Annotated in this window: 17 protein-coding genes and 1 pseudogene; 9 read left to right on the forward strand and 9 right to left on the reverse strand. The window is 43.4% G+C overall.

Going from position 1 to position 19,801, the window contains the following annotated elements:
- Window positions 1-253 precede the first annotated feature (253 nt).
- Complete coding sequence (locus tag MA_RS00705) at window positions 254-652, reverse strand: hypothetical protein (RefSeq protein ID WP_011020193.1); 399 nt, start codon at window positions 650-652, stop codon at window positions 254-256.
- A 503-nt stretch (window positions 653-1,155) separates the two neighbouring features.
- Between MA_RS00705 and MA_RS00710 the strand changes: the two genes are divergently transcribed.
- Window positions 1,156-1,920, forward strand: coding sequence for a coenzyme F420-0:L-glutamate ligase (locus MA_RS00710; protein WP_011020194.1), 765 nt, complete (start codon window positions 1,156-1,158; stop codon window positions 1,918-1,920).
- A 112-nt stretch (window positions 1,921-2,032) separates the two neighbouring features.
- Here the strand turns inward: MA_RS00710 and MA_RS00715 are convergent, their stop codons facing one another.
- Together MA_RS00715 and MA_RS00720 are read right to left on the reverse strand one after the other, a co-directional pair.
- Entirely contained in the window at window positions 2,033-2,485 is a 453-nt protein-coding gene (locus MA_RS00715) for a deoxycytidylate deaminase (RefSeq protein WP_011020195.1), read from the reverse strand.
- A 366-nt stretch (window positions 2,486-2,851) separates the two neighbouring features.
- Window positions 2,852-3,304, reverse strand: a complete 453-nt coding sequence (locus MA_RS00720; RefSeq protein ID WP_011020196.1) for a deoxycytidylate deaminase — start codon at window positions 3,302-3,304, stop codon at window positions 2,852-2,854.
- Window positions 3,305-3,697: 393 nt separating this feature from the next.
- Between MA_RS00720 and MA_RS00725 the strand changes: the two genes are divergently transcribed.
- The 3 genes from MA_RS00725 to MA_RS00735 all read left to right on the forward strand — a co-directional run bounded on the left by MA_RS00725 (window position 3,698) and on the right by MA_RS00735 (window position 7,405).
- Window positions 3,698-4,603, forward strand: coding sequence for a protein translocase subunit SecF (locus MA_RS00725; protein ID WP_011020197.1), 906 nt, complete (start codon window positions 3,698-3,700; stop codon window positions 4,601-4,603).
- Entirely contained in the window at window positions 4,600-6,312 is a 1,713-nt protein-coding gene (locus MA_RS00730; RefSeq protein ID WP_011020198.1) for a preprotein translocase subunit SecD, read from the forward strand. The genes MA_RS00725 and MA_RS00730 overlap by 4 nt, the downstream gene beginning before the upstream one ends.
- A 67-nt stretch (window positions 6,313-6,379) precedes the next feature.
- Complete coding sequence (locus MA_RS00735) at window positions 6,380-7,405, forward strand: AAA family ATPase (protein WP_048064821.1); 1,026 nt, start codon at window positions 6,380-6,382, stop codon at window positions 7,403-7,405.
- Window positions 7,406-8,007: 602 nt separating this feature from the next.
- On the opposite strand, the gene MA_RS00740 is transcribed toward MA_RS00735, so the two are convergent.
- The 6 genes and pseudogenes from MA_RS00740 to mtbA form a co-directional block, all read right to left on the reverse strand.
- Window positions 8,008-8,244 (reverse strand): efflux RND transporter permease subunit, encoded by a 237-nt coding sequence (locus MA_RS00740; protein WP_011020200.1) that lies wholly within the window; start codon window positions 8,242-8,244, stop codon window positions 8,008-8,010.
- A 13-nt stretch (window positions 8,245-8,257) separates the two neighbouring features.
- The gene (locus MA_RS00745; RefSeq protein ID WP_048064822.1) at window positions 8,258-8,527 is read right to left on the reverse strand and encodes a hypothetical protein; all 270 of its coding nucleotides are present in this window, start codon (window positions 8,525-8,527) and stop codon (window positions 8,258-8,260) included.
- Entirely contained in the window at window positions 8,514-9,920 is a 1,407-nt protein-coding gene (locus MA_RS00750; RefSeq protein ID WP_011020201.1) for an APC family permease, read from the reverse strand. The genes MA_RS00745 and MA_RS00750 overlap by 14 nt, the downstream gene beginning before the upstream one ends.
- Window positions 9,921-10,220: 300 nt before the next feature.
- Window positions 10,221-11,597, reverse strand: a pseudogene (locus MA_RS24915) (monomethylamine:corrinoid methyltransferase).
- A gap of 18 nt (window positions 11,598-11,615) precedes the next feature.
- Window positions 11,616-12,272 carry a methyltransferase cognate corrinoid protein gene (locus MA_RS00765; RefSeq protein ID WP_011020203.1) on the reverse strand — a complete coding sequence of 219 codons (657 nt, stop codon included), beginning with the start codon at window positions 12,270-12,272 and terminating at the stop codon, window positions 11,616-11,618.
- Window positions 12,273-13,258: 986 nt separating this feature from the next.
- Window positions 13,259-14,278, reverse strand: a complete 1,020-nt coding sequence (gene mtbA, locus MA_RS00775; protein WP_011020204.1) for a methylcobamide:CoM methyltransferase MtbA — start codon at window positions 14,276-14,278, stop codon at window positions 13,259-13,261.
- Window positions 14,279-14,669: 391 nt separating this feature from the next.
- Here mtbA and MA_RS00780 point away from each other — a divergent pair, with 391 nt between their 5' ends.
- The 5 genes from MA_RS00780 to MA_RS24920 all read left to right on the forward strand — a co-directional run bounded on the left by MA_RS00780 (window position 14,670) and on the right by MA_RS24920 (window position 19,790).
- A complete protein-coding gene (locus tag MA_RS00780; RefSeq protein WP_011020205.1) occupies window positions 14,670-15,272 on the forward strand; it encodes an NAD(P)H-dependent oxidoreductase in 603 nt (200 codons plus the stop codon).
- Window positions 15,273-15,371: 99 nt separating this feature from the next.
- Window positions 15,372-16,073 (forward strand): class I SAM-dependent methyltransferase, encoded by a 702-nt coding sequence (locus MA_RS00785; RefSeq protein ID WP_011020206.1) that lies wholly within the window; start codon window positions 15,372-15,374, stop codon window positions 16,071-16,073.
- Between the two features lie 126 nt (window positions 16,074-16,199).
- Complete coding sequence (locus MA_RS00790) at window positions 16,200-17,504, forward strand: ISNCY-like element ISMac19 family transposase (protein WP_011020207.1); 1,305 nt, start codon at window positions 16,200-16,202, stop codon at window positions 17,502-17,504.
- A gap of 408 nt (window positions 17,505-17,912) precedes the next feature.
- Window positions 17,913-19,535: a methylamine methyltransferase corrinoid protein reductive activase gene (locus MA_RS00795; RefSeq protein ID WP_011020208.1), complete on the forward strand. Its 1,623-nt coding sequence runs from the start codon at window positions 17,913-17,915 to the stop codon at window positions 19,533-19,535.
- A gap of 99 nt (window positions 19,536-19,634) precedes the next feature.
- On the forward strand, window positions 19,635-19,790 hold the full coding sequence (locus tag MA_RS24920) for a UDP-N-acetylglucosamine 2-epimerase (protein ID WP_083755863.1): 156 nt from the start codon (window positions 19,635-19,637) through the stop codon (window positions 19,788-19,790).
- Window positions 19,791-19,801 lie beyond the last annotated feature (11 nt).

Here is a 19,801-nt window from a genome sequence, read left to right on the forward strand (position 1 = left end):
AAAAAACTCGCAGTCGCTTAACCCTTTTTTATTTTTCTTGCTTATGTTTTTCCAGTAAGTTTCTCATCCATCAATTTATTTCCAATTCATTTCCTGGCTTTTCAATTTGTCCTTTCAATTTACTTTTTCTTCATTTCTTGACATGAAAGTGCTCGATCTGAAAAGTACTTTCATTCAAAAGTACTTTCATTCTTTTACACCTGCATTTGAAGAATTTCATGTTTGTTTTTTCAGAAACAATTTTCTCAAAAACTCATGTGTAATGCGGGAAAATATACTTAGTTTCTAAGAGTTTTTCCGCTTCTTCTCCTTCTTCATCGCGAAACTCTTTACTCTTCAGGGCTTCGGCTTTTGCAAGTTCTGGATGCTGCTTTAGAAATTCGATGGAATAATCTGTGGTTTTCCTGGCTGATGTTTTGAAGGTTTCATCGATTTCTTCCCTGCTGAACTGCCCGTGGTAAAGAAGAAGCTGGGTTACCTTTTCCCTGGTTGCCTGAGGCTCGTTTTCATAGTTCAGGGAATAGTACAACTTGCTTGCAATAATTCTTAAGGCTCGAGCTTTCCCACGGTGACTGTCTTTATACTCAAACGGGCTTTTTTCTTTGATTTTCTCTATGATTTCACTCAGGTCGTACTGGCTGATACTTAACACCCCTTAAGAAATTGGTCTACAACCTAGATAAAAATTCTTAATTATGCCTTCAAAAAGAAGCCTATATTAGAATGGGGAAGATTAAAAATTAATTAATACAAGCAAAAATGGTCGGAAAACAAGGTATTGAAAACCAAAATAACTGAAAATCTCAAAATAACCGGAAAATAGAGTGAAAAGTGCGGCATCAGGAAATTGTTCTCATCATCTTTTGCTCAGCTGGGGTAACTCTCATCATCGCCGCAAAATCCTGTATATCGGTGGTCTTATTTATGGTTACTGCCTTTACTGCTGTAAATTATTCCATTATGGGGCTGTTTCCCTAACTCAACGGAAAAGTTTCCCTAACTCAACGGAAAAGTTTCCCTAACTCAATGAAAAAGATCTTATTGCCATAGCAAATTTACCATTCCATACCATAATATCTAACATCCTATAACATCTACCATTCCATATTTTGTTGCCCTATATCTTATAAAATTTAACATTTTTGAGGAAGCCTCTTGAAATTTGAAGCAATTGCCGTAGAAAAGATCCCCCTGATACGGAAAGGGGACGACCTGCCCTACATCATCTGTGAGAGGATTGAACTTCAAGACAGAGACATCATTGTTATTGCCTCGACCATTGTTGCAAAAGCCGAAGGGGAAACTTTCAGGCTCGAAGACATCACCCCCGGGGAGGAAGCACTCGCGATTGCGTCCCGTACAGGGAAAGATGCCCGCTTTATCCAGGCTGTCCTTTCCAGGAGCAGGGAAGTCTTTGTTGAGGCGCCTTTTATGCTTGTTACAACACTTGCAGGGCATACCTGTGTAAATGCAGGGGTTGACGAATCCAATATTGAGCATGGGTTTTTGCTCTACCCTCCTAAAAATCCGGACTCCAGTGCCTCAAAACTTGGAGAGCGGCTTGAAAGCATTAGCGGGAAAAAGTTAAGTGTTATTATTACGGACACAAACGGAAGAGCTTTCAAAATCGGACAGACCGGAGTAGCCATAGGGATTTACAAAATAAAGCCCATAAAACGCTGGATAGGGGAAAAGGATCTTTTCGACAAAGTCCTGGAGATTACGGAAGAAGCAGTTGCCGATGAGCTTGCAGGGGCTGCCAACCTTTTGATGGGAGAAGGGGCAGGAGGAATCCCGGTAGCGGTCATTCGCGGGCTTGATTACTACTGTGAAGAAGAAATATCCATGAGTGAGAATTACCGCCCTGAAGATATGGATGTTATCAAAAAAGGGCTTCGATGCTTGCAGAAAAAGAATTGAAATAAAGAGCCTCTCTGATGTCCTTTAATATACGAGTTATTTGGGGAGTCTGGAGTCTATTAATTCTGGTTTTTGGTTGTACGGATAAATTTCCAGTCCACATCCCCTTTTATCATTTTAAGGGAAAACATTCGACTTCCACGCCAGCACTCCTGAAAAACTCAAGGGAATCAGTGTCAGGATCAGGTGTTGAGTATACAACCTTTTTAATATTTGAGTTTATGATCATCTTTGCGCACAGGGTACAGGGCTGTTGTGTACAGTAAATGGTTGCTCCTGCAATGCTGACTCCATGGATTGCAGCCTGAATAATGGCATTCTGTTCCGCATGCACTGCCCGGCATTTTTCTTTCTGCGTGCCTGAAATGATCTTTTCAAGGTCCCTGATACACTCTATCTCAAGGCAGTGTTCCAGACCGCTTGGAGCTCCGTTATATCCGGTTGAGAGAATACGTTTATCCCGCATAATCACTGCCCCGACGTTACTCCGGAGGCAGGTCGCCCTTCTGGCTACGGCAAAGGCAATTTCCAGGAAATATTCGTCAAGAGAAAGTCTTTCTGTCATTATTTTTTATAAAGAGTAGCTGGTATATAGTTATAGTGTTAGAACTTGTGCCGTTTCTGGCAATTAATTTCAAATTCTTTCGGAATTGACCTAATTTTCAGATAATTTCGTGAAAAACACAAGAGTCGCCAGTTTCTGGTAAATGGCTATTCGCGGGCTTGATTACTACTGTGAAGAAGGCACGTCCATGAGTGAGAATTGCCGCCCTGAAGATATGGATGTTATCAAAAAATGGCTTCGATGCCTGCAGAAAAAGAATTGAAATAAAGAGCCTCTCTGACGCCTTTTAATAAACGATTTATTCAAAGAGTCTGTTAATCCCTGTTTTAGAGTTTGCGGGTAATTCTTTCTACCATTCCTGTTTTCTCATTCTAAGGGAAGGCATTCTACTTCCACCCCGGCACTCCTGAAGAAATCCAGGGAATCAGTGTCAGGATAAGGTGTTGAGTATACTACCCTTTTGATATTTGAGTTTATGATCATTTTTGCACACAGGATACAGGGCTGGTGGGTACAGTAAATGGTTGCTCCGGAAATGCTGACCCCGTGGATTGCAGCCTGGATAATGGCATTCTGTTCCGCATGCACTGCCCGACATTTTTCATGCCGCGTGCCGGAAGGGATCTTTTCAAGTTCCCTGATACATCCTATATCAAGGCAGTGTTCCAGGCCGCTTGGCGCACCGTTATATCCGGTTGAAAGAATACGTTTATCCCGAACGATCACTGCCCCAACATTGTTACGGAGGCAGGTCGCCCTTTTGGCTACAACGAAGGCGATTTCCAGGAAGTACTCGTCAAGGGAAGGTCTTTCTGTCATTATTTTTAATGAACAGTAACTGGTATATATAGTTGTAACGTTAAAACTTGTGTCACTTTTGACAATAAATTTTAAATGAAATGAATTAACGCTATATAGAAAAAGAATCGTTTTTCGAGGAATAATTAATATAATCTATGGTGTATAGAACTGAAATGAAGTGACTTATTTATACTATGTGGAATGTGGAATATTTTTCCCGGGACCAGAGTTCGAAAAGGGCTGATAATTTCAAGTTACCAGGTACGTTCCGGACGATAATTCTGGATGGTTCTGGCCTGTAAATCAGGACATTTCCGTGTTATGAATTTGGACGTTTTCTGGATTGTAATCCGGAAAAATAAGCTCGGATAAATTCTAAAAAATATATGCATTCATCCGGAGTATTTAATTATGGCAACAGGTTTGACCGTATTTTTAGATAATTTCGTGAAAAATCACGATAATCGCCAGTTGCTGGCAATCCCCCTTGCAGTACTTGCAGTTTCCTTAGCCGTACTGCTGGTTTCTTTTGCAAGCAGCGGGTCGCCGGTAACCCTGGGAATGGAGTTCCAGGGCGGTACCCAGATTTCGGTAGAGACAACCGATTCCCCCGCTGTGCTTGAAGAAATGTACTCCTCTTATCCCATCAAAGATGCCCGGCAGGCCGGAAGCAGGGTTATCATGCAGTTTGGGATTATGGACAATGAAGAACAGCGTCAACTTGAAGACGATGTGATGGGCCGTTATTCTAACGTAGAAATCAAACAGATAGGGCCCGTTTACGGCCAGGAACTGCAGGTTCAGGCTCTTCGGGCTGTTCTTATATCATTTATAGGAATGTCCATTGTAGTTTTCCTTATTTTCCGGAGCATTATACCTTCTTTTGCAGTGGTACTTTCTGCCTTTTCGGACATTATGATTGCTGCTGCTTTCATGCGGATTGTAGGGATCGAACTTTCCCTTGGAACAGTTGCAGCTCTGCTTATGCTCATTGGTTATTCGGTAGACAGTGACATTTTGCTGACAAACAGAGTGCTCAAACGCAGGGGCACGGTGATGGAAAAGATTTCAAGGGCAATGCAGACGGGGATTACCATGACCACAACAACCCTTGCAGCCCTTGTGGTTATGTATGTAGTTTCAACTTTCCCTTACCTGGTAATTCCTTCGTTCACACAGATTACCCTGCTTTCGCAGATTTCAAGTGTGCTGCTCGTGGGGCTTCTTGCCGATATTATGAATACCTGGCTTCTTAACACCGGGATTCTGCGGTGGTATGTGACAAAACCCGAATTCAGAGGGAGGTATAACAGATGAGAGATAAAAAAAGCCTCTTTAAAAATGTAAGGGTTATCATCTTCATACTTGCCCTGCTTGCTTCTGTTCTGCTTATCCATCCGGGTTATAATTCTGAAGAAGGGCTGAACACTAATCTGAATTACGGACTTGACCTTGAAGGTGGTTCCTGGCTTCAGATCAAATTGCAGGGAGCTCTTGTCCAGGTAGATGCGGATCCTGAAATGATAGTCAGTCAACTGGTGGAACCTGTAATCGGCGCCCCTATCCAGGTCACGGACAGCAACCTTGAAGTCAGTGGGGTGAGTTCATCTGACAGTTACCTCACGTTCACAACATCCGCTACGGTCAGTGCATCCCAGCTTGAGCTTCTGAACCTTGGCAGTGTAAGCGTTGATAAGCTTAGCCAGGGCACGACCCAGGTAACTCTTACTACCAGCAAGGAAACCCTGATTCAGGCTTACCTCGCACAGGCCTTTGATGCGGAAGTGCTTCCCATCGATACCGAAGACGGTACTGTTTATGAAATCAGGGCTGAAGCCTCAGAAGAAGAGATTGAAGCCCTTATGGAAAAAGTCGGAGGGACAATCCTCAAGAATGAAGACGGGACCTCGACTTATAAAGAAGGGGTCAGCACCGATACAAGGGATCTTACCAGGGATATCTTAAACGACAAACTTAACTCCCTTGGTCTGAAGGATATTCCTGTCAGGACTGTCGGAGAGGACTATATCCTCATCGATTTTGCGGGGATCGACCTTGCAACGGCAAAGGATATTGCCGAAAAGCCCGGAAAATTCGAGATCCGCATACAGACTACTGGAAATGAGACCCAGCATGTCCTTTACGGTGACTCTATTGTAAGTGTGGGGATTCCGAGTTACCACGATAACCAGTGGCATACTCCTTTTACCCTGGATGAAGAAGGAGCCCGAGCTCTCCAGAAAGTTGCAATTGATACGGGAGCTACGGACTATCCCGAAAGCCACTACCTGAACATGTATCTGGATGAAGAGGAGATCTATGGGGCTCCCCTCAGTTACTCTGCAGCATCCAGACTGAAAGAAACTCCCATCTATTCCTGGGAGGCTTCCACAGGCACGGACGAGGCAGCAAAGACCGAAGCCGAAACACTCCAGATTCACCTCAGGGCAGGGGCTCTACCTGTAAATGTGGTGCTTGTAGGTTCAGGGCACGTTGATCCAACCCTTGGAGAACAGTTCAAAACCGAAGCGGTCATGGCAGGTTTGCTCTCTCTGATCGCAGTCGCTGCCGTTGTTTTCCGCAGGTACAGGAGATCTGAAATCCTGGTGCCAATGGTCGGGACTTCCGTCAGTGAAGTCATTATGATCCTGGGAGTTGCAGCAGCTATCGGCTGGCAGCTTGACCTTGCAGCAATTGCAGGTATAATTGCCGCGATCGGGACAGGTATTGACCATCTTGTAATCATCACGGACGAGGTGCTTTACGAAGGTAGACTCCCGCCAACAAAGGTCTTCGTTTCCAGAATTGGAAAGGCCTTTGCAATCATTTTCGGGGCAGCCGCCACAACGATAATTGCCATGTCTCCCCTGGTAGTCATGGGTTTCGGAGCCCTGAAGGGATTTGCCATCACCACTATCATTGGTGTTTTCATCGGTGTGGTTATCGCAAGGCCTGTTTACGGTGTGGTAATCAAGGAACTGCTTGAGGTAGACGGAAACGGCTCCCAGGAAAGTACGGCTGACTGAGTACCCGAAAAGATAAAAAATCCCTGAACGAACTGAGTATTCAAAACTGAAAAACAAGGTGGAATCAATGCAGGATCTCTGGACTCTAAAATACAGGGCAGAAACCCTTGAAGGAATGCTTGGAAACGAACATGCCGTAAGAACGCTTTCCGAACTGTTGCAGTCCGGGACCCTGCCTCACCTTATTTTTTACGGGCCTGAAAACTCGGGAAAAACAACAGCTTCTCTTGCCCTTGCCCGGGAGCTCTACGGAGAGACCTGGAAAAACAACTTTGTATATTTCAATGCCTCGGACTTTTTCGACCAGGGAAAACGTTATCTTGTACGGGATAAACGTTTTGTCCGCATTCTGGGTACGGATGATCCGAAAAAAATCTACAAGAGCGTAATAGATATTTTTAAGGAAGTCGTTAACGAATATGCAGGAATGGCTTCCATTGATGCTGATTACAAGATAATTTATATCGATAATGCCGAATCCCTGAGTTCGGATGCACAGCACGCTCTCAGGCGGATCATGGAAAAATACAGTTCAACCTGCAGGTTTATTCTTTCTACAACAAGACCTTCGAAACTCATTTCCCCCCTCCGTTCAAGGGGGCTTCAGGTTTTCTTTGCCTATGTTCCGGATTCTCTTCTGAAAACCCATCTTGAGAGGATCGCCCTTGCAGAAAAACTGAAACTTTCCGATGGTGCACTTGATGCGGTTCTTTATCTGGCTAAAGGGAATGTTGCAAGAGCTGTCCAAACTCTCCAGCTTGCTGCGCTCAGGTCAGAAGGTGCTGAAATTACGGAAGAAATCGTCTATGAAGCTACTATGAAAGGCAGGGACGAGACTATCGATGAACTGCTTGAAGCGGCTCTTGCAGGAGACTTCGCAAGAGGGCGCCAGCTCATAGATGGAATGATTATTGAAAAAGGGCTTTCTGGGACCGATATCTTTGAAGGACTTTCCGAAGCTCTTATAGACTCAGGAGAAACCGATGCTGATATTGCACGCCTTATTGTCAGTATCTCTGAAGCCGATGCCAGGCTTACGGATGCTACCAGTGAGAGAATCCAGCTCGAAAAATTGATTTCCACATTCTCCTGATTAACCCGGAAATCAGAATTTTCTTCCTCTTCTCCTAATTTATTTTAGATGTGAGCAGTTTATTTTTATATCTTTCCCTTCTTTAATGTTTCTTCTAAATCTATTATATAAGTAATTCTATTTAATTTTTTGATTAAACAGTAAACTATATATCTTATTGGTCAATATGCAAAAACTATACAGTAAATTATATATACAATAAGTTTTTATCTTTTATTGTAAAAGAACCGGAAGTTCATGCTTCTCAGGAGTTAAACGGCTCAATAAAACTTTCTAAACGGGGTACAGACCTGAGATCTCAGGATACATCTGAAAGGTGTCCTGTACTTTTTATAGGGGGTTTAGAGCCTGTATTCCCTTGAGCAGAAGTTTGATCGGGCTTCTGGGTCGAATCCACACCACAAAAAATCCCTCCATTGCTCCCTGAATAATCCCTCATTTCAGGGAGATAATGCTCATGCAGCAGAATTGAACATAGCTGCATTTGAAAAACGAAATTTTTTTCTTTGCTCTAAAAAACCTTCAAAAATATTGCCTGCCCGATTTTATTTTCAGGCAGGCATCCTGTTTATCCCGGCTTTTTTTCCGCGTTTTTCAGTATTTCAGTACCTGTAGTGCTTTACCGAGTGATACAGGATCACTACAAAGAAAGCAATTATGACAAGTAAGAAACTGAAGAAGCCTACCGGGTCCCAGACGAAGCCTATTCCTGATCCTCCTTCTTCCCAGGAAACAAGTACAGCTCCCTGAACTACGGTTGGAATAACTACACAGGCGAAGGCAAGGATGAAAATAAACACAATGTCAAAAACCTCTGCAATGGTGCTCTTTTGTGCCATATCTTTTGCCTCCTCAATCGTAGTATTTGAACTCGAACATATGGTTTTTTATGGACTTTCTAACTCTCAGGCATCCGATAGTCTCAACCGAAACGATCAATCCGAGAAAGATTACGTAGAGATAGGAGAAATCGGAAACAATCTCCCAGGTTTCGGTAAAGATTTTGTATATTATAAATCCTTCCACACCTACAAGCAAGGCCAGCATGCCGACAACAAGAACCGTATCTCCGTTGAGTTTGCTCTGGTATTTGCTCTCCATTGCCTGTTCATTCGTCTCCAATGCCTGTCGCCTCCTTTCGTATCCCTGTATTTTCCGAGCCCCTGGGTAAGGGCCAGCCCATTTCAGTCCAGTTATTTTCTATGTTTAAACTCCTGTGTCTGTGACTGAAATAGAAGTAAGCAATGCCGTAGAACACAAAGGCGAAGATCAGGTTATATTTGTAGCCCCAGTACAGCGTTGAAAGAATTGTGATTGCGATTGCAATTGCAAAGTAAGCAATATACGGCTGGAGGGGGCTCACAAAAGGCCTGATCGTGCTTGTGTTTTGTGGAAAAAGGCTCCTGAAACGAATCAGGGCGAAAGGAATCAGCACATAGCAGAGTAGCCCCGAGACAATCGAGAAGGTAATTACCTGGTCAAGGAAACCGCTGAATGCAAAGCCAATTGCAACGGGCATCGTGAAGATCACTGCCCTGTACGGTGTGTTGTATCTCGGGTGCACTGCAGAGAACCAGGAAGAAACATAATTGTCTCTGGAGAGGGCAAACCAGGAGCGTGAGGAGTCACAGACACAACCATTTGCACTGGCAACGCAGGTCAGGAATGTCCCGAGTCCTAGCAGGGCAATGAAAATGAACATGCCGCTGTTCTGTGCAGCTTCAAAGAGCGGATACACTGAAACTCCTAGCTGGTCCGTCGGGATCAGTACCGAACATAGATAGAGGGTCATTGCTGCTCCCACGAGCAGGGTGATCATCCCGGCCTGCTGTCCGAGAGGCACTGCCCTTGACGGGTGTTTGCACTCTTCGGCGCACATTGCCGCCCCTTCTATCCCCAGGTAGAACCACGGCCCGAACTGCAAAGCTGCAAAGAGGCCTATCATGCCGTTTGGTAGGGCTCCATGAAACAGGTATTCAGGGTGGATGTCCACTCCTCCAAAGGCTGTTGCGAAAAAGAAGACCACTATCGAGATGAAAGCTATCATGGTCAGGAAAAAGTTCAGGGTTAATGCCGCAACAACGCCACGGTAGTTGATGAAGGTCAAAAGTGCAATGACAAGCAAAGTCACAGGAAAGACCTGTAGCTCCGGAAAGATACTCTGTGCGATGAATGCGACAACAATAGCATCTGCCGCTTCAAGGGCTATGTATTCCATATAAACTGCCAGCCCTACACTGGCAGCTGCTCCGGGTCCGATAAATAACCTTGCCCAGTCGTAAGGTCCTCCTGCAAGTTTGGTTGCTGCCCCGAGTTCACTGGCGCAGAGGGAGATTATGACATACATTGTTCCTGCGACCAGCATGGCAAGCAGGGAACCAAGAACTCCTCCTTTTGCGACAGTAAAATTCCAGCCCATGTATTCTCCTACCAGCACGATTCCTACGCCGAGAGCCCATACATGGAAAGGTCGCAAAGTTTTTACCAGGCTAGCAGACTCATAGTGTTCGGACATGATGCCTCAACCCCTTCTTTTTGAAATCCTGCTGGCGTCCAGTAAAACCCAGGCTATCAGCCCAAAGGCCAGAAGATATATCAGTCCGTTTATAACATTCCAGATGTCCATTTTTTGTATCCCCTTCTTTTTTTTACACAATGAATTCTTGTATACGTTCACCTATTCATGAAAAAATTTTCTTCATAATTCGCAATATGTCTGTAATTGTTGTGCCTGAAATCTTCCAAAAAAAGTTAGCCAGCGAAAAGCTCGCTGGCCTGTTATTTATTTAACTTGATTTCAGGTCGAACTTTCGGCTTAGAATACAAGTCCCAGGTCTTCGAGCTTCTTCCTTGCTCCGTCATAGACGTGCATGTACTCTTCAGTCGGGGTTACTGTCTTTACGTCGTAGCACTCCTGGAAAGTCTTTCCAGCCGGTGCGTTTGCGTAATTCTTCTCGTAAAGGGCTACTAGTTTGTCAAGTATTTTGTTAATCTCTGAGATTTCCACACCTGCAGTTGCCCTTGCCACTTCTCCCATCATCCTGGCTTCCATACCCGTGGTCTTGTCAGTAACAACACCCTTTGCTGATGCCACACCTGAGAGGATTTCCCTTCCTGATGCCGTGTCAGTGATGGACTGAGCTGACGCCTCAAGGAGGCACATCTCTGTACATGGCCCTGCACATGGGTAGTACTGGTTTCCTGAGAGTATGTCCGTGAACTCTGAAATGGTTGCACATGCCCATCCTGCAATGGTAAGGGTTTCCCTGGTGTTGGTTGAGCCCCAGCGGATGTGGACCGGACCATCCAGGTGCCAGCTTGCACTGCTCATGACAAAGGCGTTGATGTGGGTTGCAACGTCGACAATTGTAGTCTCCTCAATGCCGCCTGCGTATCCTCCGAAGATCGGCATCTGTTCGTCCATAATGATGTCGCTGTTTCCTTTGTAGTGGGCAATAACGGCGATTGCGTCCAGGTCAATTTTGAGTTCGTTGAGCTGGGAGACTTCGTGGCTATCCGAAGAGATCTGGCCGCCAACGCAGTCAGAGGATATATTTCCCTGAGCAGACAGGGAAGTCTCCGGGCCCTATATGCCCATTCCGGGGCGGCCTGCCATTGCACATGCCTGTTTTATGAGTCGGGCTTCGGTTTTTGCTGCAAGGACCTCATACGGGCTTTTTGGGACCGGAGGTTTCCCGCGGACTGAAGTCATTACACCGTCTACAATGGTGTCTACTTCCTTTTCAAGAGCATAGCTCATGTGGACTGGCATGAACACATCTTCGGAAATCGGAGAGCCTGTGGGACCACCCTGTACAATTGGCTTCCTCTTGTCCCCGACACTTCTTTTCCGAACGTTTACTGCATCCCTGCCGGTACCGAGGGTGAATTCCTTCTGGACGTTGTTGATTGCGTCCCAGATCTCGTCTTCGGTGTATTTCACGATCCTGTGTGTGTCGGTACAGTAGATCCCGCACTCAAGCAGCATTTCAAATCCTGCCTGGAAGAGTTTTTCCATCATGTCCCTGTCTGTGGGGACAAACTCTCCCTTGAAGTCAAGCCCGTACTTCTGCTTGAGCTCCATTGCCTTCATGGGGATTTTCATAAGGTCCCAGTCATCCTGGGTGCATTTCTCTCCTACTTTTGCCCTGTCGTAGAAGTCATAGCAGTCAAATGATTTTCTGAATGTCATGTGCTTTGCCTCCCAGGCTTATTTCATTATGTTAAGTGCAACTTTTGCAGCTTCGGCAGCGTTTTCTGCGGTTGCGTCCGCCCCGATCTCATCGATCCATTTACTGGATACCGGGGCTCCTCCGAACATGCACTTTACGCTGTCTCTGAGGTTTTCTTCCCTGAGCCTGTCCATAAGGTCTTTCTGGCCGAGCATGGAGGTGGTCATAAGGGCTGAACCAACAAGCAGGACTTTTTCTCCCTTGTGCTTTGCAGCCTCTTCGACAACGGTTTCGTTGAGGACGTCGGTTCCGAGGTCAAGGATATCAAAGCCGTTTGCTCCGAGCATGGTTGTAACAAGGCGGTGTCCGATGTCGTGGATGTCTCCTTCTGCAACGAAGGTGATTGCAAGCCCGGTTCCTTCCTCTCCTTCTACTTTTGTCTTCTCAAGCTCGGGGGTAAGGACTTTCATTGCGGCTTCCATGGCCTTTGCAGACATCATGATCTGAGGTAGAAAGACCTCAGCAGCTTCGAATTTGTCCCCGATAATCTTCATCCCTGGGGAAAGACCCTTTGTGATAATGTCAAGAGGTGAAATTCCTGCATCCAGGGCTTCCTGGGCTAACTGTGCGCAACCTGCAACATTTTGAGTTGCGATCGCGTTGGTCAATTTATCAAAAATCTCTTGGTTTGCCATTTTTAAACCTCCATTTCCGTCGAAAACTGGCTTTCCTGTGCAGTATCGTTGGGCGTACAATGCGTATGAAATTAGACAACGAGAGTATTGCTCAAGCACATACCCAAGCTCCGCTAGGTAAAAAAAGCGTTTGCATGGGGTCCTTACTTATGTTGCAAGCCCCGCTACCTTAAATTTTGCCATTAGGTGCAAGGGATGCTTTTGCATTATTTCTTGATTGTCTATTTTCGAAATTATTCACTGCCATTTTGCCATTTCTTTCCCGGTTTTTCGGGTTTTTCCGTGAATAATTTCTTTTCTCCCGACATTGATACCGGGGAATTTTGCTGGAGACTGCAAATATGTTATTTCCCAGTCGATTAGCAGTCCCAAATTTCCCAACAGTATGCCTGCTGGAACTGCCTGGAATTGTCCTGAATACTCAGATACAGATTCCTGAAATAAAGATGAGAATTATACTATATAAACAAACACTATCTTTCTTTATTATATATTATATTAAAAATTTTAATCGGAGATTTTTTCCGGTTGTAGCACCCAAAATTAGGATTTCTGCCTTATTTTTCTCTCTAAAGTGCTTTAAGTGGATCAAAGAAAAAGAAAATTATATATATTAGATTCTTCGAATATCGAGTTTCATCTAAAAAACTGCATTCGTTGGCTCTAATATTTTTTTAGCAATATATTAATCACAGAGAAAACTTTAAATATCAGTTTGTCTTCAACGGTGTGCTCCCGGAACAGGATTGGAGCAAGCTTCCGGAAAATTTGAGAGCCGAATATCAAAATATGACATTTTTTCATACGACCTTTTTTCAGGCCTACTGGAGAGTAAGTGTAAAACCGACTAAAGATTGAGTACAAAAAAGTGAAGCCGGCTCCAGGCCGGCAGTTTAGTTACCAAATTTTTTGATACTTGTTGTTTTGAGCCACTTGTTGGTGATCAAGTACATTGCTCAGCAATGCATTACTCAGTACTTGTTTACTCAGTACTTGTAGTTTTTAGCGCACTCAACCATTTTCTGGAGATTGGCGCTGGGCGTCATGCTCACAATCCCGCATCCCGGGGAAAGCAGCCCCACTCCGACATCGAGTACTTTCTTTGAGGCTTCTGCAACATCCTCAGGAGTCCCATTCCAGAGTATGGCAACAGGATCAAGGTTCCCGATAATGATTGCATTTTCCACGTTGTCTGTTGCGGTCTTGATATCCACTCTCTGGTCTACGCTGATACCGTTTACGCCGGTTTTGTCCATAATTGAAAGGCCGTTGGTTGTGTTTCCGCAGATGTGGAGGACTGTGCCGACATCAAGCTCCTTCATAGCATCAACGATCTTTTTCTGGTAGGGAAGGGCGTATTTCTCATAGAATTCCCCGCCGATAAGCTCGTAGCTTGCTGTAGGGTCAATGATGGCTATGGTGTCTGCTCCGTTTTCAACCATTGCTTTTGCGTATGCTACGTTGAAATCCGAGCAAAAGTCTAGGAGTGCCGGAACGATCTCCTCGCCTGTGAAAAGGTTTCCGAACCAGGCGTCTCCATTAATGTGCTGGGCAAGGGAGAAGGGGCCTATCATGGACCCTATAATCGGGAGTTCTTTTCCGTATTTTTCGGAAAGGATCTTGATAGCTTCAAGGATTAAACCTACTCTGCCTTCATTCAGGCTGTAGCCCTTAAGCTTCTCCATGTCTTCCATGTTCTTCACAACGTGTTTGATCACAGACGGCTGCTGCTTCAGGTCGCCAGCCTTTATTCCGCAGCCAAAAAGTTCTGCTTCTGCTGTGATGTCAAAGGGAACCCTAACGGCTTCAAAGCCAATTACAGTGTGTCCTGCTTCCGCAAGTGTTGCCATTTTTTCTGCGTCTGCATGGGCTTCGGGCCAGTAAGCTCCGGAGGCTTCCATCTGTTCGACGGTTGCGGTCTGGGTGAAACAGACGGCAGGCATTCTGTCTACTGGCTGTTTCCTCAATGCACGGTATAATCTTTCTTTTGGGGTATATTCTGTCATCTATAATCCCTCTCTAAGTTCTATAGACAGCCCTAGATTCAAAAACCCATACTATAAATAAATATGTATTATTATTCCTTAATTAAAGCTCTTATTATATATACGCCTTAATTATAACCGGCGGAAAGGGCTGAAAATTTTCTTAAAACAAGTAAACTTGTTTTATCCAGGGTTCACGGGCAGAAAGTTTAAAATATCTGAGGATTTGCAGCTTTGATTGAAGACGGCCAGCTGCTTTGAAACAGTGGCAAACACGGCAGTTCCGTGCACAATTTAGCATTCGTAAGATTAATGGTTTTCAATGAAATAATTTATACAGGAGTTTATTCTTTCTTTTATACTGTGTTATTGATTTTTTACATTAATTGTATTTATTCAGGAGGGAAATAGGATGCACCTGTATGTTGTTTATGCTCATCCGAGTAAATCTTCTTTTACTTATGAAGTTTTACACTCTTTTTTGAAAGGTTTGAATGAATCAGGTAATACTTTTGAAATCGGGGACCTTTATGCGATGAAGTTTAAATGTGAGCTGGATCTTGACCAGTATACTCGCGAAATGAGCAGGACGGTATTGCCACCGGTTCCTGATGATGTAAAAAAAGAACAGGAAAAAATACAGAGATCCGATGCGGTAGCCTTTATTTATCCCGTTTGGTGGAGTGACTGCCCCGGCATATTAAAGGGCTGGTTTGACCGGGTCTGGACAATCGGTTACGCTTATTTTTACGATGAAAACGCAGAAAGAAAGTCGTTCATTAAGCCAAAAAAAGCATTTGTAATGTGTACCGCCGGGCATACGGTTGAATACCTCGAAGAGACCGGAATTGCTCAAAGTATGCGTTGCATCATGCTTAAAGACCGTTTGAATAATGTTGGTTTTACGGATGTGAAAATGGAAATACTGGGCGGTATGGTGAACAAAGACGATCTTATAAAAAGATCAAATCTGGAAAAGGCATATAGTTTGGGAGTAGATTTTTTTAAACATTGATGTTTTCGGTCAGCCTGACTTTACCGGTATTTATCATATGGTTTTAAGCAATAATAGGCATACTCGTCTTTTTCTCTTTGCCCTATCGGAGGAGCTTATATGCGCCAATATCCAAGATGGTACTATGATGAATTCAAACAATCTGGAGCGGATTATGCAGATATCGAAGAAGTAAATACTTATGATTTACGTATGCAGAACTTGAGAAATATTGAAAATGAGTCTAACCGCATTCGGGAACTCCTAAAACTAAAGAAAAGTGATGTGGTTCTTGAAATAGGGACAGGAACAGGAGAATTGGCCCTTAATATCTCGGCACACTGCAAACAGGTTATAGCTATCGATGTTTCGAAAATGATGATAAACTTTGCAAGAAGAAAGGCTGAAAGCCAGAATAAAACAAATATACAATTTTATAATGCTGGGTTTCTAACATATGAAAATCATGATGAACTATTTGATGTGATTGTCACTCAACTAGCTTTACACCATCTTCCTGACTATTGGAAAATGATGGCTTTGAGAAGAATTTACGGGATGTTAAAGGAAGAAGGAAAATTCTATTTGCACGATGTTGTATTCCCTTCTTCTATTCAGAATTATGATAGCTATTTCGATAAAATTATAACTGATCTGGAAATATCTGCCGGGGATAAAATTGCTGAAGAAACGGAAATCCACATAAAAGAAGAATTTTCAACACTGGATTGGGTTATGGAAGGTCTTCTCACAGGTGTGGGATTTTATATCGAATATATTAAATATGACGGATTTATGGCAAGTTACATTTGTAAGAAATAATTTCACCTGAAAAATTGAAGTAGCCAGATACTGACTCAGTCCCAAAATCTAGTGATAAAAGTAAGTGTAACATCACTACACAAAATTATAATCCTATAATTATGTAATGATGTTACGGCAGAAGCAATGGTGACTATAAATCTTACACTTAATAACTTTTCTGAGCTCCATGCTCTCTTAGACGTTTTTGGTTGTTTTGGAAACGATTATGAATATACTACACGAGGAATTTTTCGTAGAAAAATTCCTCCCGTCTGTTCAATTTGTAATACTCCAATGGTTCATAATGGCTATAATCCCCATACCAAAGACGGTCTTGGGGAAATCAACATTGGTCGGTATAAATGCTCAAACTGTGGTAGTACACACGAAGAAGATTATAGTTTTTGGGAAGATATGAAGACTTTACTTTTTGATACATTCAATGATTTTTTCCAGTTACTCAGATACCATAACGTTTCATATGATGGAATTTCTGATCTAATGGATTTCATATATCCAAGATCAAGAAGCACGATTTTTAGAGCATTCTACAAAGAAATGGAACAGGAAACTATTCCATATTCAGAAAATATACATATGGTGCATTATGACGAACAACATCCAAAAGAAGGAAGATGTCAGAAATACCGTTTAACTTTACTGGATGCAAAAGCTCAAAGAACGATAGCAGATGAACTTTTCAAAGATAAGAGTCCAGAAACCATCAAGAAATTTCTAAAGAAAAATCTTGATGCATCAGAGCCAGTGTTTATCGTTACGGATTTTGATAAGAGATACCCTGATATATTAAAGGAAATTTTTAGGGATAAGTTAGTCCATCAATATTGTTTGATGCATTTAAATAAGCTTATTGTTAATGATTTTCCAAAGAACACAACGATAGAACAGGAACTTTTGAAGTACAGGTTATTAAGTATATTTTATAATAGAGAGAATGAGATTAAATTTCTGCAAAAACTTCAATCTGAAGAACTCAACGTAATTAATAACAAAGAAAAGCATCAAGAATGGATTAAAAAAGCAAAAAAGGAATTTTGCCAGTATAGACATAAATTAAAGCTTGAAATCAGAAGAAAAAAGGAAAATCTTCCACGTAATAGTCTTGAAAAAGCAAAATATAACTTTGATAAATTAATGGAAAATATAAGAACATATGATGAAAAGGTTCAAAAACGATTGTGGATGATCAATAAACACTGGTTAAATCTTACTTTGTTCCATTATCTTCCAGGAGCGCCAGCGACAAATAACCCTATCGAAAGCTATTATTCAAAAAGTCTAAAAACGGATAACAAGAAGAAGTTTAGAACTGACAAAGGAATTGAAAATCGGATTAAACTTACTCAGATGAGAAGATTAAATTTACTTAAGAAACCACAAAAGTCATTTATGGAATTGTTCAGATTATTTTCTCCATTTAAGCTTTAGTAATATCTATTTTTGAGAGAGTAGTTCAGAATGACATAGCGGAGCGTGTCGATTTTAGTCAATAGGTTCAGTGAAAAATTACAGAAGTAAAAGAATTCTTTGGCAGAAATGCCAAAAAAATTGTTTCTCAAGGGTTATATTACAGTTTATTTAGGAAGTTAGCAGAGAAATTGAAGTTTAAAGGATGGAAAAAAATGAGAAATCACTAAATTATGGAATTGTGTCCAGATACTCAACCAATAATACTAATTTATATAATTCATGGGTTCTATTTTACATAATTCATATCGAATAATATTGCATCCTCTCCCTGTACTTGAAAATGTAAACTCTTCATGTCATCTGTTTCCGATGCAGTCTATGGTGCCGGACTTCTCGGGACGATGTATACTTCAGGAGAATCTAAAAATGTACGGAATAGCACTTGACCTGGGTACCAGTGGTTTTCGAGCCCAGATTATTGATCTTGATACGCATGAGACCTTAAAAACAGTCATAACCATGGGTCACCCCCTTCCTGGGGGAAATGTCATGGACCACCTGGATTTTGCAATAACGACCGGGGAAGATGTGGCTCACGGTGTAATTATCGAAACCGTCAGGAGGATGTTCCTGAAATTCGATGCCGACCTGTCGAAAGTGGAAAGGCTTGCAGTCTGTGGGAACCCTATCCAGCTTTCTCTTTTTCAGAACATCGAAATAAGGGACCTCGCATACGCCGGGGAAAACAAACAGAAAATGCTCGGGGTTCAGGATGTAAAAAGAGATGCCCGGGTATTTCTTGCCTCAGAACTTTTCGGAAACGATTTTCTTCCTGACTGTGAAGTGATCGTGCCTCCCGCAATCAAGCATGAAATTGGGGCTGATGCCCTTGCCATGATGCTCGAAACCGATTTCCTTACACAGACCGAGCCTGCGCTTGTGACCGATTACGGGACAAATGCCGAAATGGCTCTCAAGGTAGGGGACAGAATTATAACGGCAAGCGCTGCTGCAGGCCCTGCAATCGAAGGGCAGGGGATCAGTTCCGGTATGCTTGCAAGCCCAGGGGCGATTTGCGATGTGAAGCCTGAAGGCGAATACTGGAAAATTCTGGTGCTTGACAGGGAGATGGAAAAGAGAGAAGCTTACCTGATCAACCCTGTAAGCGGTGAGATAAAAGAGTCTAACGGATATGAGGTTTCAGGCATTACAGGAACGGGAGTGATCTCGGTTTTTGCTCTTGCGTTGAAAAGCGGGTTGATTGAAAAGCCTCCCAAACTCCCTAACGGAAAACTGATTCTGGGCCCCGGAATCGAGATTACTGAAAAGGATGTCGAAGAAGCCGGAAAAGCCATAGGAGCAATCCGGGCTGCTCACATGACCCTAATAGTGGAATCCGGAATCAGGTACGAAGACCTTGAGTATGCGTACATGTCAGGGGCTTCCGGAGCCTATGTAGACGCCGAAGCTGCTCGCAGGCTCGGGGCTGCCCCGGGATATGCCAGAAAAGTCGTACAGTTCGGAAACACCTCTCTCGCCCTTGCCTGGGAACTTGTTCTGGACAAATCCAGGCTGGACGACGTTATAGAGATAGCAAAAAAGATTACTGCCGACCACCTGATGATGGCAACTAGCGATACTTTCAACAACTTCTACCTCTGCGAACTTTCCTACTGGACCATGGGCATGCCCCTCGAAATGTACGACCAGATGCTTGAACTCTACGGCCTGCCCAAACTTCCCCGGACCCTCGAGCACGCTGACATAGAAAAGAGGGTGAGTAAGGACATAGAGCAGGTCGGAGTTGGCGGACTTGCCATCCTCAAAGAAATAGGCATAATCCTCGAAGTCTCTGTGGACAAGTGCATCTACTGCCAGAAATGCGTAGAAGAATGCCCTGAAGGCGCCCTCGAAATAGTAGAAACCAACGGTAACAGAATCGCAAAATACGACAGCCAGAAATGCCTGGGCACAAGCTGCCGGCGCTGTGTTAGCATCTGTCCCGAAAACGCCCTCGATATCACGAAACTCAAAATAAAGGAAAAATAAGATTTTTGGGATTCATTTCCCTCTCTTTTCCTTTACCGATTCTTCCCTCCATCCTTTTGAGAGAAACACAATTCTGTTTCAGCGTATGTCCAGAAAGCTATGCCGGAAGAAATTAACAGAGTACTCACAGACCATATCTCGGACCTGCCCTTCTGCCCCACTGAAACGGCGGTCTTAAACCTCAAAAATGAGGGAGTAACAACCGGGGTGTACAATGTTGGAGATGTAAGCTTGATGCTCTGGAATACAATCTAAAAATTGCCGGG

Origin of the sequence: Methanosarcina acetivorans C2A (assembly GCF_000007345.1) — an archaeon.
GTDB lineage: Archaea > Halobacteriota > Methanosarcinia > Methanosarcinales > Methanosarcinaceae > Methanosarcina > Methanosarcina acetivorans.

What these genes read in the sequence shown, in the direction of transcription:
- MA_RS24920 (WP_083755863.1), top strand. Translation starts at nt 19,635, where the DNA reads ATGCCGGAAGAAATTAACAGAGTACTCACAGACCATATCTCGGACCTG.
- MA_RS00715 (WP_011020195.1), bottom strand. Translation starts at nt 2,485, where the DNA reads ATGACAGAAAGACTTTCTCTTGACGAATATTTCCTGGAAATTGCCTTT.
- MA_RS00740 (WP_011020200.1), bottom strand. Translation starts at nt 8,244, where the DNA reads ATGGCACAAAAGAGCACCATTGCAGAGGTTTTTGACATTGTGTTTATT.
- MA_RS00785 (WP_011020206.1), top strand. Translation starts at nt 15,372, where the DNA reads ATGCGCCAATATCCAAGATGGTACTATGATGAATTCAAACAATCTGGA.
- MA_RS00735 (WP_048064821.1), top strand. Translation starts at nt 6,380, where the DNA reads ATGCAGGATCTCTGGACTCTAAAATACAGGGCAGAAACCCTTGAAGGA.
- mtbA (WP_011020204.1), bottom strand. Translation starts at nt 14,278, where the DNA reads ATGACAGAATATACCCCAAAAGAAAGATTATACCGTGCATTGAGGAAA.
- MA_RS00720 (WP_011020196.1), bottom strand. Translation starts at nt 3,304, where the DNA reads ATGACAGAAAGACCTTCCCTTGACGAGTACTTCCTGGAAATCGCCTTC.
- MA_RS00780 (WP_011020205.1), top strand. Translation starts at nt 14,670, where the DNA reads ATGCACCTGTATGTTGTTTATGCTCATCCGAGTAAATCTTCTTTTACT.
- MA_RS00795 (WP_011020208.1), top strand. Translation starts at nt 17,913, where the DNA reads ATGTACGGAATAGCACTTGACCTGGGTACCAGTGGTTTTCGAGCCCAG.
- MA_RS00730 (WP_011020198.1), top strand. Translation starts at nt 4,600, where the DNA reads ATGAGAGATAAAAAAAGCCTCTTTAAAAATGTAAGGGTTATCATCTTC.
- MA_RS00790 (WP_011020207.1), top strand. Translation starts at nt 16,200, where the DNA reads ATGGTGACTATAAATCTTACACTTAATAACTTTTCTGAGCTCCATGCT.
- MA_RS00765 (WP_011020203.1), bottom strand. Translation starts at nt 12,272, where the DNA reads ATGGCAAACCAAGAGATTTTTGATAAATTGACCAACGCGATCGCAACT.
- MA_RS00750 (WP_011020201.1), bottom strand. Translation starts at nt 9,920, where the DNA reads ATGTCCGAACACTATGAGTCTGCTAGCCTGGTAAAAACTTTGCGACCT.
- MA_RS00725 (WP_011020197.1), top strand. Translation starts at nt 3,698, where the DNA reads ATGGCAACAGGTTTGACCGTATTTTTAGATAATTTCGTGAAAAATCAC.